Below are 16,622 nucleotides of genomic sequence, written 5' to 3' on the forward strand. Positions count from 1 at the left end.
CCTGAACACGGCCCGTGACCTCAACCCCCTTCAGACGCCCGAAGACCGCGCTCGGGTCCTCGCGGACTTCGCCCCCGCACCCGAACCCGTCACCGTGCCCGAGCCCGTCACCGCGCCCGAGCCCGAGTCCTTCGCCATCGACAGGACCCCCGAAAGCCTGCGCTCCCTCCAGGAGCTGTCCCGTGTCGTGGACACCGAAGCACTCCTGGCGTTCGAAGCGGGCCCCTACCGCGACCTCACACCCGGCCAGGTGCTCCGCGCACGACAGATCGTCGCCGAGACCATCCACTTCCCGACCCTCCTCGACACGACGGGCGACCCCGGCCGGTACGCACACCTCAAGGACTGGACCGTCGTCGCCGTGGCCCAGGCACTGACAAGCGCCGGCCAGCAGACGGCCACCGCCACGGCCCCGGCCCCGCACCAGGCCACGGCCGTGCGCCAGGCCACGGACATCGCCGAACGGATCCGCCGCGACCGCGGCCTCCAGCGGCCCGAGGGCCTGCTCGGCGGCACCCGCCCCCAGGAGACCGAGCAGACACAGGAAACAGGCCAAAGCTCCACGCAAGCGCAGGCCACCAGCCAGACGCAGGGGGGCGAGGAGGTCACCCTCTCACCGCTGGCACGCCAGGTGGAGGAGATGGCTCTCATGGATCTGTTCCTGACGCTGGACCAACTGCCGTCGGATCTTCGCCAGGGGCTGGAAGGGCGGGCGCGGCAGCTCATGCGGGAGCACTTCCCGCCCGGGGCCTGGCTGCCCTTCGACGACCGGGTGCGGAGGGTGGAGTTCGCACATAGCCAGGCGGCAATCGAGTACGCACTGCATCTGGGCGCGGACGAACCCACTCCGGAGGCCGCAGCCACCGAACTCGCCCAGCTGTATGCCAGCGAGCATCCCTACGGTTTCCGGTCGGCGCTGAAGCCCTACGACCCAGGGGTCCCCGAGCATCAGATCTCCCGGGACCCTCAGTCGCCCGAGCCCGCTGTGATGAGCGATCAGGGTGGCGAGAGGGAGCTGAATCCCGCTCCGGCGCGTATCCCGCTCGCTGATCTGCCCGAGCTTGCTCAGGAAGCTCATGGGGCTTCGGCGGCACAGGTCAGAGCCACCCTCAGGCAAGTCTCGACGCCGTGGGAAGGCAGGCGACTGCGCGAGGAAGCGGAGAGGTTGATACTCCAGCACTTCCCGGAGTGGGTTCCGGTGGCGCTTCAGATCCGGCCCCGTTACCCCGTGCAGGAGCAGCTCGTCGAGAACTGGAACCACATCCAGCTCGCGCTGTTCCTGGAACGGACCGCGCCGACGCCCGGTGCGGCCGCCGACGCGCTGGCGCAGTACTACGCCCGCGAGTACCACCACCAGTTCGGCGCGAACCAGGTGTGGAGCACTCGTCCCGGGCCAGTTGAACAGCAGAGCGAACAGCACGCGGAGCAGCGGTCCCCGGCGGAGCAAGAGGCAGGGGCGGAGCAGCCGTCGACGCAAGCCGTGGTCGCCGGCCCGTCGGTGACCGAGCAGACGGTCGAGCCGACAGAACGGGAGGTTCCGCAGGAGAATGCCACCGTTGAGGAGCTGACAGCGCGCTTGTACTTCGGGGAGTGGCTTTTCGGTGACCCCGAGCAGGCGGAACGTCTGCACCTGACCCTGTTCGACGGATCGGCGGAGTACGCGGAGGACCTGAGGCAATTCCGGCAGCTCAGGATCGACTTGGAAGGACGGCCCGAAGAGGAGGTGGAGGCGCGGTTCCGGCAGTTCGTAGAGGGCCTAGGGATTCACCACCGGACAAGCCAGTTCTGGTCGAACCTGCTGCAGGACCCGCACTGGGACGCGGAAATCGCCTGGGACCACCACCTCGGTGAAGGCGACGTCCTGGACGAGGCGTCGGATGACGGGGATGAGTTCGAGCACTGGAGCATCGACGCCGCGCGGAGTTTGGCGGCGCCCAATGCTCTCGCATACGCGTACGTGTCCACATTGGAATGGGACGCCTACCACGGCATTGAGGTGCCCGAGGATCTCTATCTCGCGGATACCAGGCACCAGCAGTTGTATGACACGTCCGAGGTGTACGCCCGTGACTACCACGTCGCCCTCAACCTCTTGCGCGCCGATGTGGACACTTCCGTCGCGCGCGGCATTCCGGACCACGCCATCCAGGAGGAGCTGCTCGCCTTCGTCACGGCCCGGGGTATGCACCCGACCGTGGCCTCCTACTGGACCCAGGCGCAGAGGCAGAGCGACTGGGTGGGCGAGATTGAGCGGGAGTTTCCCCAGGGCCTGGAGCGCATGGAAGCTCTTCCCAATCTGGCAGGCTACGGAGACCTTCCGGCGTTCGACGATGTGCCGACCCCGCCTCCTTCCTATTCGGAGGTCGCGAATCCGGAGGTCGTGGGACCGACGCAGACCGACCGTCCGCGCGAAGCCCTGCCGAGGACGGCGATCACGGCGCGGGACGTGCCTCTGGAAGTGATCGAGGCGCTGTTCCGGCGGATGCCCGAGGACGTTCGGAACACCTGGGAGAACCAGGCGTCCGAAATCATGAACACGTACAACTACGACCCCATGGAGATGACCGGCGACGGCACCCCGGTACAGCAGCGCCCGGGTCGGCGGGAGGAGCGACTTCGCGTCCAGTACGCCCTGTACCTCGACAGAGAGCTTGACCACCTCCCCGCGCGGGCGGCTCAGCTGCTTGCGCGCGACTACGGCCAGGAGCGCGGTCTGCAGCCGCGAGCGTACGGGTCGGCCGCCGGGCGCGACGATCAGCGGGTCGACGGGGCGCGGGCCGGCGAACAGTCCATCTCCGCCCCGCTGACAGCCCCGCGGGACGCGGAGCCGGTCCAGGCCCCGCAACCGCGGGAGGTCCGTGAGCTGGAGACCCGCCTCTACAACGGCGAGCAGATCTTCGGCGACCCCGATGCGATCAGCGCGACGCACCAGCTGCTGGTCGACCGGTCCACGGACTACCGGGCGGATCTCGCGGAATTCGTGGGCCTGCTCCCCACCGCCGACATGAACGGGCTCCGCGCCTACCTCACCGGCCGGGGCATGCACACGAGTCTGGCAGAGGTCTGGCTGGACATTCTCCGCGAGGAGGGTGAACTGGCGCGCCAGGCCGGACTGTTCGAGGCGCAACCGGGCAGCCTGCTTGACCGGTTCACACAGCGGCTCGCGTCGGTGACACACGAGTCCGATGCCGAGCTCGACTCCCTGCTCGACCTCTACGCCGATCAGGACAATGTGCGGCAGTCGGTGCAAGAGGACCAGGAGAACCAGGAGGACCTGCCGGAGACCACGTCGCCCCGAGCGGACGATTCATCCGCCACCATCACCGTCACGACAGCCGAGGAGGCGACCAGCGGCGACGACAGGATCGAGGAACCTCCGGTCCGGGCGGAATCGCCCACAGCGCTCCAGCGCAGCCAGTCGCATCTCTCCACCGCATCCTCCCTGAGCGCATACGAGTTCTACGGCCGCAGGAGCCCCGACCCCGCCTTCGCGCAGCACTCGGAGCCCGATGCCGGGACGGATGCGATGCCCGGGCCGGCTACGGAATCCTCCGCACTGGTGGTGCCCCCGCGCAAGGGCCGTGCCCCGGTCGTCGTGCGGGCCGGTGCCTTCGCCGGCGGCATCTCCCTGCGCGCCGCCGCGGACCGTCGCATCGTCGGTGAAGCGATCCCCTCGCCGGCCGTGCGGCGGGGCATGGACCGGCTGCTGCATGAGGACCCGGTTCTCTTGGACGCGGAGGCCGAGGCGGACGGAGACCGCCTGAAGGTCTTCACCAACGGGCAGTACAAGCTCAGCACCATGTCCGAGGTCGCCACGATTCTGGAGGAGGAGTACGGGCTGCGGCCGACGCAGCCCATCGTCCTGGTGGTGAGCGATTCCGGGAGCGATAAGGTCACCTACGACGACAGGGGAAGGCTGGTACGCGGCAGGGAACCCATAGGCCAGCTGCTGGCGGACGCCTCGAATCGCGAGGTGCTCGCGATCAACGGCCAGTTGTCGGCGAAGCCCACTCACAGGGAGGTTCCCGGCGGCCCGCTGCCGGTCACTCCGATCAGCGTCCTGCCCAGTACCGCGGCCCTGGCAGACCAGAATTGGGAAGCCACGACCCTGTATCGCCCGCGCGCGGGTCTCGACCCGGAGCCGCTTCAGGCGCTGTGGCCCGGCCGCCGCATCGTGACCGACTACGAACTGTTCTCGGCCCCGCCCGGTCACTCCCCTCTGCGGCCCTTCACCCGGCGTGAGCCCGTACCACAGGGCGTCTTCTCCCAGGGCGATGGTCTCTCCGGCACGTTTCCGGCGATCTCTCTCGCCCGGGAGGTCGTCCACGACACCAAACCGCCGCTCGCCGTCTCGGCGGACGCCACCCTGGCGGTCAACGCGGCTGCGGCCGAGCCGGGCGAGTTCTACGCGACCGAGGAAGTGCTCGACCGTACCGAGCGGACGCTCGCCCGGCTCGGGGGCAAGACCAAGCTGATGCGCGTCCCTCAGCACCAAATCGAGCTCATGGTCGAAGGCGCGCCGCGCGTGCTCACGATGGCGACGCTGGACTTCACGGACACCAAGGGCCGCTCGCAGCTCGAGTCCGACGGCGCCCGCGACTTCACGTCCTTGGTGCTGGGAGGACAGCCGCTGGAGTTCGTCCTGCGCAACGAGCAGGCCGCGACCCGCGCGGATGGCATCGCCCCGACCGCCGTGAAGTTCCCGACCAACGCGGGTTCGGGCGTGGAGGCGAAGGGCTCCCACGAACTGGCCGACCTGGTGCTCGAGGTCATCAAGGGTCAGCAGCCGATGGAGACGGTCAATCCGCTGTGGGCCCGCCAGAAGGCCTATGACGAGTCCGTGAAGGGGGTCGGCGTCGGGAACAAGCCGGGGCGGGGCGAGGAGTACGGAAAGGCCCTCAACGAGACGACGTCCACGTCGTGGACGGTCCGCAAGCGGCGTAGCGCGTCCCTGTCGCTCGGCCTCAACGAGTTCGCCTGGGCGCGTGACGGCGAGTCCTATGTCGCGCAGAGCATCGGTGTGGGCGGGAAGGCCGGTGAACGCGAGTACCAGACGGACTACAGCAAGCGTACCGAGCCCGTCACCCTCTCCGGGGCGGCCGCCAACCACTTCGCCGCCGTGCTCGTCACGAGCGACGACGGCAGTCACCAGATCACTGTGGAGAACTACCGTCGTGGCCCGGGCCTGAAGGAATACGTCGCCGACGCGGTCGAGGCCCTGTACGACATCCATGGGGAGAACATCGCTGATGTGCTCGCCGGACTGGCGAGGGAGGCGGAGCAGGCTCAGAACAGGACGGCCGAGCTCAACAGCGCCATCGCGCGGATGCGGACGGAGCTTCAGAGCGCCTTTCCCGAGGCCGACCGCGCCACGCTGAACGAGGCCATCGAGGGTACCGATACGGCTAGGGCACTCAGGGAAGCCGTCCGTGTCGAGCGGGAGATCGCTTCCCGCCGCACCCTCGCCGAGCAGCTGAAGAGCTACGGGGATGCCCTCGTCTCGCCGGATGCCGGCACCCCGCAGGGGATCGCCGCTCTGGAGAGGGCACGGACCCAGGCCGGTACGACACTGCAGAAACTGAACGGTGACACCCTGGGCCGCAACGCGGACATGTGGCACTTCAGGATGTACGGCCGTGGACCTGGCGAGACCTTCTTCGAGGCCACCGCCCGGGGCATGGAGGACCCGCGTCTGATCTCCGAGCTGACCAACCCCTTGGTGATCGTCGGACTGCACGGTCCTGAAGGCCGCTCGATCCAGCTGGAGTTCCCCTTCGCCGGTAAGACTCTGAGCCCGCTGGCGAAAGGCAGGCTCAAGGGTTTCAGCCAGAAGACCGCCAGGGAAGCGGCGTGGCGGCAGATCAATCGCTCACAGCCGCCCGCCATTCAGATCACTGGCTACGGAAACGCCTTGGTGGGGGCGCAGCGGACCGGACAGGAGCGGGCGGACGCGGCTCGCGACGAGCTGAAGCCCGTTCTCACACAGGCGCTGGCGGAGCAGGCAGCGAAGGGTCTGCCCGTACCAGAGGCCGCCGACATCTCCATCCTGGCCGAATCCAAGGGCCGTGCCAGTAACCCGCTGACCACCGGCGCCAACGCCGACGAGCAGCGCCGCAGCGTGCTCGTCGAGCTCGTCGAGCCCACGGACTACCGCGGCATGGACGAGATCGACGCCGTGCTCGACGGTCTTCCCACCGCCATGCGCAAGGGGGTTCTGCGAGACGCCGAGATCATCAGCGATTTCTACAACCCCTTCCCGAGGCCCGACGGCAGGACGTTGGACCCCGTCCTGGTCCGGGAGATCGCGGCACAGCGCCAGGAGTCCATACGCCGCGTGGCGTTCGAGCTGTACACGGAGTTCGAGCGAAACGCCCAAGGCGCCCTGATCCTCACCCAGGAGGGCCGTGACGCCCGGGGGATCGCCATCGGCAAGGCCGCCGAGCTGGCCGGACGACTGGGCAGGGCTCGAGACGTCTCCCCGTCGAGCCTGCCACGCACCCTGCTCCCGGACAACATCGCCTCCTACCTGCCGAAGATCGTTCGGCAGCCCGTCAGTCGGCGTGTCTCGGCCGTCACCTTCGGCAGCGTGTCGCGCCCCCTCGCCTCGCCGACGTCACCGCGTACCGAACCCGCCCAGCGCCTGGAAACCATCACCGAACTGTCCGGTGAGGGGGCCGAGACAGACCTGCCCGCCACACCGTACGCGTCGGGGCGCCCGCCCGCGCAGAGCCCGGCCGGGGACGCGGAACGGCTGTCCGGCACTCAGGAACCCGAATTGTCGGCGCCCGTCCAGGACCCGGTGTTGCCGGAACAATGGCGTCACCGCATCGACGGCGCACCGGAACCCGCCTACCTCGCCACCGAGATCTACGACCCTGCGCGCGACCCGCTCGGCGCTGGGCGACAGGACGGCCTGCTCGCCGGCCGGGAGGTCATAGTGCGCAGCGGCGTCCAGCGCATCCAGGGGGAGGACGGCCGCTGGATACGCCATGTGCTGTTCAACCTTCCGGTGCGGTTCGGCGAGGGATTCGCGGCCGACCGGCTGCCCGCCCTCGAACGCCGTATGCAGGATCTCCTCGACACCCATCTCAACCGCGGGTACCAGCTCCGCCCGTCCGGGACGGAGGCCGGCGATCAGCTGCACTTCGACGTGCGGCTGACCTTCGCCGAAGACCACCCGGAGGCCGTGGAACTCAGCCTGTCGGACCAGCCCGAAGGCTCCAACCAGCTGTCCTTCCGCCTGCATTCCGACAACGCCGACGCGGCCCTGCACGAGGCCGATGACGCGGATCTGCTCCATGAAATGCTGCACTACGCGGGCGTGAGCGACCGGAAGCACGACGCGAACTCGCTGTTCCGGAGAACGCCCGACCGGGCGGACAGCCATGGCCTGATGGCCGAGCCCGGGCTGCCGACGACCCCCGGGCTGCCGGTGTCGTACCTCGAACAGATCGAGCTGGCTCACGCCTCCGGCCCGGTGCTTCGAGACCATCCGCTCGGGGCCCCTCCGGTGACGTCACGGGAGGGCAGCCGGTTCCGCCTCCCGCCCGTCGACAGCGGACGGAACCACAGCCTGGAAGGCCGGGCCGCCGAAGCTCCCAGGCTGCCGAAGTTTCTGCGGCGCTTCGTCAACCGGGACGGCCAGCAGCCCGAGCCGGCCGTTCCGACGGAGATCCGGGCGGAGGTCCGGCCGGAGGAGGCCATCGACACCGCCGACGCGACCGACACCGACACCGCCGGCGAAACCTATGCCGATGTCGCCGACCGCGCCCTGGAGGCCGCGAGGTCGAATCCGTCGCGCTCGGGCGACGACATGTACGCCCTGCTGCAGGACTCGACGTCCACCGAGCCGCAGTCCGTCCGTAACCCGAACCGGCCGCCGCTGACGCTGCCGCCGGCGCTCTTCGAAAAGATCCAGCGGGTGCGGGACAGGAGCAACACCCTCAGCACCCTCGCGAGTCTGTCTCCGAGATCGGCGACGTCGTCCTCCGGGCGGTCCCCGGTCGGCGCGCTCGCCGACTGGCTGGCGAACCGCGTGACGTCACCCTCCCGAGCCGAGAGCGACCACCAGGACCTCGGCGCCAGGACCGAGACGGCGGAGGAGGCCCTCGACCGCATCGAAACGATCGACCCGCTGGCACAGCGCCCCGACACGCGCCCCATGGAAACGGTCAGGCATCAGCTCGCCACCTTGCCGCGCGCCGACTTCGACGCTGCCATGGACCGTGCCTCGGAGCTTGCCGAGGAGACGGGCGTGGCGCAGAACCGAGCCATCGAGCTGCCGCCGCGGGAGCAAGCCGTGCGCAACGCCGTGGTGCTCCGCCTCGCTCACGCGCTCGCCTTCGGCACCGCCGCGGGGGCCCGTGACCTCGCGGCGGAACTGATGCCCGTACGCATGGGACTCCCGGAGATCACGATCACGGACGAGGAGGGCGCCACCGGCGAGCCGACGGCACAGGACGGCCCGGCCGCCATGCTCGCCGAACCCGCCCCGCCGCTCGCCCAGCCCGACCGCACGCGGCGGCGAGAGGAGCGGCAGCGGGAGCGTGGCGCCCCGCGGCTCACGGACCTGCCGCAGCCGATGCCGGGCGTGACCCAGGCGCTCATGGAGCAGCTCCGCGGCGCGCTCGACGGCGACGAGAACGCCGTCCAGCGCCTGATCCGACAGGCGTCGACACTGATCCACAACGCGGCGCAGTTCCCCATGTCCGTCTCCGGAAGCGACCTCGCGCAGCGCTGGCAGGCCCTCCAGCGGGAGGCCGTGGCCCGTACGGCGATGGCGCTGTACGAGGGACGCCATGACGTGGATCCGCAGTTCAGGGCACGTGCCGTCGTCGATATGTTCGCCCGGATGCTGGATCTCCGCCCGTCTGTGTACGAGAGCGGCGGCACGCGTTCGGCACAGGAGCCGGGGGAGCAGCCGCATTCTCCGGGGGAGAGCTCTGTCTCCCGGCCGGCGGACCTGGAGTCCTCCTTGGCCGAGGCCCGGGCTCAGGACGCACAGGACCGTGCCGACGTGGCCGGCGCCCTCGTCCACGCGATGGAGGCGGGCCTGGACCTCTTCGACGGGGGGACCGATCCCGCACTGGTGCACGAACTGCTCCTGGAGCACTCGGAGGAGTACAGCGCGACTGTCGAAGGCTTCGGGCGCGCTCACTCCGAGGGGCTGCTGAGCGGCGATGCCGGCTACAGCCCGGCCACTGTCGCGGACGAGTACGGGCTGACACCAGGACACACCCGGTTCCTCCTGGAGCGCATGGCCGGGGAAGAGGGCAGGTTCCATGCCGAGGCGGCGCGCCGGCTGCCCCGGCGTCTCGCCGAGGGCCGGCCCGACGCGGAGGCCGCCACCCGGTCGCTCTCCGACCTGTACGAGGGGTCCTTGGAGGTGCCCGCGTACGACGACGTATCGGAGCCCGACGAGTCGACGCTCGTCCTGAACCGGATCTCCGGCAGGGTGAACATCAACCGTCTGAGGGCCTTCGAGCGCGAGGTCCACGCTCACGACGACGAACCGTACTTCGACATCCTCCTGCGTGAGTCGGTCGACCTGGTCCGCTCCATCGCGCAGACGCCTCAGGCCGACCGCCCCGGCGTCGGCCTGAGGGCCGCGCGTCCCGACGCCTACTGGACTTACCTCGCGGTCGCCCAGTTCCTCCGCGAACACGGCGGTTCCCAGACGCTGGAGCACGATGCCCGCAGGCTGACGGAGAGCATCAGGGAGGACCTCGAACTGCCGAGGGGCACCGGTCTCTGGGGAGGCATGCCGCGCACCGACTCTGCCTCTGCCCAGGAGGAGAGGGGCGCGCGGCTCGCCACGGCGCTGTGGGCGCGTGTCGTCGCCGGGCGGTACGACCGCTTTCCGTCCAGTCGGCAGATTCGCGACGACCACCGGACCCTGTTCGTCCACAGCCAGGACTACCGCGAATCCTTCGAGGAATTCGGCCGTGACTATGTCCCGACACTGATGAGCATCGGCGATCCGCAGGCGGCGATCCGTGAAATGGCTCGGCGTATGGAACGGCCGGAGCCCCTCGTGACTTTCTGGGCCGACGCGGTCATCCGGGGAGCGGGAGGCTTCCGGAACGACCTCGTGCGGAGGTGGGGGAGTTGGTACGACAACGGCACCATGGACTTCAGCGACCCTGTGGTGTCGGCAGCGATCCATCACCTGCTCCTGCACGGGCATCGCACGTATTCCAGGGCTTTTATGGCCTTCGGTGATGCCCTTCGGCTCTTCCTCCGGTCCGGGCGACTGCGGACGGAAGATGTGGACGCCGTCAGCCGGTCGCACGGCGTGGGCATCCGCCAGGGCCGCTACTGGGCACAACTCGTGGCCAACGGCCAGTGGTCGGCGTTCAGGCGCAGTCGCACCGGGCGGGTATGGGCAGAACTCAGGGCAGGGAACAGTGACCAGATGTTCGCACCCACGCTGGGGTCGAACCATCAGGCGATGCTCGAGGACCACATCGACTACGAGATGGCTTACGCCCGGTTCGGTCGGCACTACGGGCAGCTTGTGCCGCCCGGCCACATCGACCGCGAGCTGGCGGCGAGACTCGGGGCCGAGCACGGACTGCCCCCCAACCTGTCCGTCTACTGGGCCGAACGGTACATGTCGGGCGGCTGGCTCACCCACTTCCAGGCCCGTCTGCCACAGCTCGACGCGGATCTCACCCGCGGTGTGGACCACTTCGCCGACCCGGCGGTCAGCTCCGACGTCCTGCACGGTCTGCTGACGGGCTATGCCGCCTACAGGCGTCGTTACGACGGGTTCGGCGAGGAGTACGAGCCCCGCGTACGGCAGGCCGGGCGTCCCGATTTCGAAGCGGCGCTCGCCATCGGCGGACGGATGGGTCTGAGCGAAGGCCAGATCCGGTACTGGGCCGGCCTCGTCGAGACGGGCCAGTGGAGAACCGACCACCCGCTGTCGTCCAAGGCCCGAGCCGGGGCGGAAGAGGCCACCGAGTCCAGGACTGCCGGGCCGGGATCCAGCCGGGACGACACCTTCACCGAGATCCGGCTCGAAGACGACCTGCCCCTCGCTCTCCGGGACAGCAGGGCGCGGGACGGTCTGCCGGCCTATGACTCCGTGGGGAACGATTTCGTCCTGCCGTACACCCGTGTCCAGCCCTCCGCCGACGAATCCTCGCCCGAGTTCGCGTCCGTTCGTCTTCTTGAGCGGATCGAACCGGATCTGGAGAGGCTCTCGCCGGTGGTGCCCGACACGGGCGGGCTGTACGACTTCGCGGTCCAGGCTCTGCTCGACCCCGACAGTCACACGGCCGTACTCGACGTAGCAGTGATCACCACCGCCTTCGTGACGCGGCTGCCGGACGTCACGGGGTGGTCGGACCTCCCGGTGGCCGAAATCCCGCCGAGGGCTGTGTGGGCCGTGCTGGCACTGGCTCAGGCGCTGAACGCGGATAGCAGCCTCCTCACATCACGGGATGGCGACGTCACTCGGGCTGTCTCCCTCGCCGAGCGGCTCCGTTCCGAGCTGGGACTGCCCACCGCCGAACGCTCCGGCTCCGCAGTCCTGGACAGCGTGCCCGAAGGGCACGCGACGGCCTTCAGGGAGCAGAGCGCCGCCGACCTCATCCGGCAGTTCTTCGACGGTGAGCCGCTGTTCGGTCCGCTGTCCCGGGCCGAGGTCCTCGACCTGCATCAGAGGCTGTACGAGGGCTCCGTGGCGTACGCGGCCCAGTTCTACGATTTCGCCACCCGCAGCGCGCGAGACGCGGGGGAGCGGACCGGAGAGGCGGCGAGCCCCGTCCGGGAACGCGGTCTGCACGGAGACGTGGTCCAAGCCTGGACGCAGGTGCTCACCGATCCCGATTGGGCCCGGCGTGTCCTGGAACTCTCCGGGCCGATGAGCAGTCCGGCCGTGGCTGAACTGCGCAGGAACGCAACCCCGGTGACCGGTGACCCGCTCACCCAGGATGAGAGTGTTGTTTATGGGGACGGTGAGCACCTGCCGTCGTACGCCATGAACGCCACGGTCCATGAGTCGCTGCTCGAGGAGTCCCCCCGGTACCGGCACGACTACGGGCTTGTGGTGGAGGTACAGCGCACGGTCGCCGATGAGGACACCGTGATGGAGGAGCTGTCCTCCTTCGTCACGGCGCGAGGGATGAACCCCGGAACGGCGAGCTTCTGGGCGAGTCGTCGGGTGCCGGCCGAGGCCACCGCGGTGACTGTCACGGCGGACGAGGAGCGACCCCGGCAGACCGCCGCCACCCGACAGGATGATCCGTCCGGCACGGTGAGCCAGGAACTGTCCGGAAACCCGGCCACCCGGCTGGCAGACCACCAGCGGCTTCTCGCCACGTCCCGGCAGTACGCGGCGGATCTCATGGACTTCGAGTCGATGGCGCGCGACGGGATGTCCCCGAGATCGATCGAAGCGTTCCTCGCCTCAAGGGGGATGGACTCGAGCGTCAGACGCCTCTGGCAGACCCTGCGGGCACAGGACGGCTGGCAGGATCAGCTCGCGGCGGCACGGCGTCTGCTCGGCGACCGGCCGTCGCGGACGGGCACCACCGATGCGGGCACCACCGGCGCAGGCACCACCGGCGCACCCAGGAACAGGTTCCGGACGGCGGACGGCGAGTCGTCCGAGCAGGACGGCTGGCAGCATCAGCTTTCGGACGGCGAGTCGTCCGAGACCGAGGTGTCGCACTCCGAGCACGAGAACAGCAGCGACGGCTGGGTGACTGACGAGGAGGACGTCTCCGACGGGCGGGAAGCCGTTCAGGCGGTGGAGGAGAACCGCTCGGAGGGGTCGTCGGAGTGGGAGACGGCGTCGGAATCGGATGGGGACAGCTCGTCCGAGCCCGACACGGCGATTCCCGGTGAGTGGGCGACCCTCAGTCCGTCCGCGCGGTACGAGGCGATGCGCGAGCGTGTGCGCGCCGGTCTGCCTGTCTTCGGCGACGCCGGCCTGGACGCGGACTCACAGAGCGTGTTTCTGGCCCATAACGAGGCGTTCCGCGAAGCCTGGACGCGTTTCCAGGAGTCGTTCCGCGAGCTGGTTCTGAGGGGTGAGGACAGCTCCCAGGCAGCCTATGAAATGGCCGTGGCCGGCATAGGCGTTTCTCGCGACGTGGGTCAGTACTGGGCAGGCCGGAGTCCCCAGCTGCGGCATCTCGTGGCGAGGGAGCTGTCGGCCACCTTGTACTCCGCCGGCGGGCTCTTCCGCGCGAGTGGAGAGATCGAGCGGAATGTGCTGCACAGGCTGCTGTTCGAGGAGACGAGCCGGTACCGGCGCGACTTCACCGAATTCGTCGAGGCCGTGCGCACGATGGAGGAGATGGGCTGGCTGGGGCGTGAGACGCGGTCCGCACCGGGACTGGAGGACCTGATCGCCGAGGCGGCGAGCGACATCGACGTACCCGATGATGTCATCGCCCACTGGACCGAGCTGTACCTCGGCGATTCCTGGGGCGAGTACAGCGAGTCGGTGCTCCCGAGCGAAGACAGCCACGACCCGGTCGAACAGGCACTGGAAGATGTCCGGTTGCTCGGTGGACCGCTGCGGCAGGACCATGTATTCACTTCGCCGGTGGAGGAGGTCGTCTACACGGGACGGTGGGATTTCGGGCTCCCCGCAACGGACGAAATACACCGACACCTGCTCTCCGAATCGGAGCAGTACGCGTACGACTTCGATCTCATCAGCGATCTCACCGGCGCGCGGGCATCCGCAGAGCAGACCCGTGCGGCCCTGATCGAGTTCGTCGTGGGGCGGGGGATGCACCCCAGCGCGGCCACGTACTTCGACACGCTCCTGAGCCGGCCGATGACGACCGTGAACTCGGAAGCCGCCGGTATTCCCGTTCCTCCGTACGAAAGCTCTGGACAGCCGCCGCTGTACGGCGACGCGGTCGACTCAATGGACGAGGTGCGTGTCACCGACCTCAACGCGGCATTCGAGCAGGAGCTGAGCGAGCAGCCGCCCGGCTCCGAACTCGACGCGCTGATAGAGGAGGCCGTCGACATCGTCGGCCAGATGATCGAGGTACCCCGGGTCTGGGGAACCCGCCCGGGTCCGGCCCTCCGCGAGGCGCGCCCGGAGGTCTACTGGACGTACATCGAAGTGGCGCGGTTCCTGCGCGACAATCAGCAGTCGCCGACGCGTGACCGGGAGGCGCGCGCCCTTGTGGAGCGGCTCCGTGTGGCGAACGGCCTGCGGGCTCGCGGCCTGCTGGGCGGCGCGCCCGACGGGAGGTATGCGCGGACCACCGAGGCCGTCGAGACCGTGGAGCGGGGCATGCTCCGTGCCGGCAGGCCGGTCTGGAACACCGACGGCACACTGCACCACACCGCGGTCTTCACGTTGCGGTCGATGGCCGTCAGCCGTGCCAGTGTCGACATGGAGAGGTGGGGCGGCGCGGACCTGTACGGGCTCGCCGCGTTCCTCTTCGACCCGTCTGCCCACGAGCGGGCCGTGCCGCTGCTGGCGCAATGGCTGCAGGCTGAGGGCATCCCGTTGCTCGGACCCGAGAAGTTCCAAGCGGCGCAACAGGTGTCCGCCGAGCGGACGCTAGTCGCCGTGAACGTGGATGACGCGGTGAGCGTCTCCGTCGAAGAATTCACCCAGCAGATGTTCCCGGAGGCTCTCGCCGCTGACAGGAGCGTGCTGGGCCTGGTGGCCGGGTACCTTGAAGCCGGCGCGAAGTTCGGCCAGGACCACCTCAGCGACGGACGTCCGGCGCGCGAGATGCTGATCGCCATCGCCGCCATGCGCGCTGACGAGGACAATCCGTCCCCGCGGCCGCTGTCCGACTTCGCGGCAGATGTCCTCGGCGACGTGTCGCCCGACTCCCTTCGACGGGTGGAGGGGTGGCGCGAGGCCACCCGGTACCTCGACGGCACGGAGGACGGCAGCCCGTACCAGAGGTTCGTCGACCAGGTCCTTCGCGTGGCGGAGGGGCTTCGGGCACAGGACGGCACGGTCGACGCGGGTCGGCTGGCGAGCATGGTCTTCGGGGTCTCGACGCCCTCGGCGATCGAGGTCGGCGCGGTCCGGTACTGGCTGTGGAAGGTGGGTGTCCCGACGATCGTCGATTCGCGCCTGACCGCGATGGTGGGATCGTCGCGGCTCTTCGCGCTCGTGTACGACGAGGCGTTGCCGGACGTCATGGACGTTGAGCCGGTGCCGGTGCCGGTGTCCGAGGGCGACGCCCTGTTGCTGCTGGGGCTCGGGGAGGCACGGGAGAGCGCGGGCATCGTCCAGGAGCCGGTACCCGCGCCGGAGCCGGTGTCCGAGGGCGACGCCCTGTTGCTGCTGGGGCTCGCGGAGGCACGGGAGAGCGCGGGCATCGTCCAGGAGCCGGTACCCGCGCCGGTGCCGGCGCCGGTCCAGGCGCGGGAGACAGGCCAAAGTTCCACGCAGGCGCAGGCGCAGGCCACCAGCCAGACGCAGGCCCAGGACCCCGAGCTCGCTGTGACCAGCGATCAGGGTGGCGAGGATCTGGCGGACGCGTACTATGTGGACCGCGACGCGGTGGACGATGTGCCGGAGATCTCCGGGCAGGTGTTCGGGACCGGCCAGGCGTCCTCGCGTCAGGTGAACCGGACGACGGCGTGGCTCGCGGGCAGCGCGGTCCCTGAGCCGGACACGGAGGCCGAGCCCCGGCAGTCGGGAGCGGAGACTTCCACGACATCGCCGGGGGCGGAGGAACTGCGCCGGGGCTACACGGAAGTCCTGCGGCACTACCCCAGCCCGCCGATCTCCTCGGAGCGGCTGCAGCGGATCGACCCGCGTGACCCGAATCTGCCGAGCCTGGAGCAGCTACGACGCGACCTGGCCTTCGCACTGGCGACCCGCGCGGCGGAGCTGGCCTACGCGGGAGCCTCGCTGGCGGCCATCACCCGGGTGTTGAGCCTGCCGGGCGATGCGCGGGACCGGGTGCTGCAGGTGCACCGGATGATGCTCGAGCACAGTCCGCGCTACGGAGCCGATTTCATGGCGCTGCTCGACCATCCCGCGATGGAGACGACGGAGGCTGCGTCGAGAGCAGTCGAATTGGCACGCCGGAGTGGTCTGCACCCGTGGACGATCGAGACCTGGCGTCAGTACGCCAGGGAATTCCTGATCCGGCGTCGGTTCTTCGACGACCTGTCCGAGACCGAGCTCAACACCCTGCGCAGCACCGCATCGGGGTACCTCAACGCGGCCCTGGGCGGAATCGCCCTGGAACCCGTATCGCTTCCGGTGAAGCTGGTGCGCGAGGACAGGCTGCTGCGCGTCATGACAGCCTTCCGGACGCTAGGGGACGGAGGGGCCAGGGCGGAGACCTTGGCCATCACGCGTGAGCTGGGCGTCGTGCCCCGGAGCCTCGGCGTGGGCGGCATGCCTGCCGGCGGTGTTCCGGACGCCATGGACGTCGACGGGTTGCTCGATGAGGGGTGGCAGGAGTTCCTCGGGGCGATGGAGCGGTCCGGGCGGGATCTGGCGGATTTCGCGAGGTTCCTCGACGAGGGGGAGGGCGTCGGTGACACGGACGCCATGGACGTCGATCCGGCTCCGGCGGATGCCGATCAGGTGCTGGCGGATTTCGATCCGCGTGTGACGGAACTGGGGCAGCTTCTGGAGCAGGAGGGTGCTGAGCAGTTCTTCC

1 protein-coding gene is annotated in these 16,622 nt (G+C 69.3%); it reads left to right on the plus strand.

Going from position 1 to position 16,622, the window contains the following annotated elements; all coding sequences use genetic code 11:
- A partial coding sequence (locus ACFUJR_RS36045) for a hypothetical protein (RefSeq protein WP_383176818.1) occupies positions 1-16,622 on the plus strand: 16,622 nt, incomplete at both ends.

This window comes from Streptomyces sp. NPDC057271 (genome assembly GCF_042668715.1).
Classification (GTDB): Bacteria; Actinomycetota; Actinomycetes; order Streptomycetales; family Streptomycetaceae; genus Streptomyces.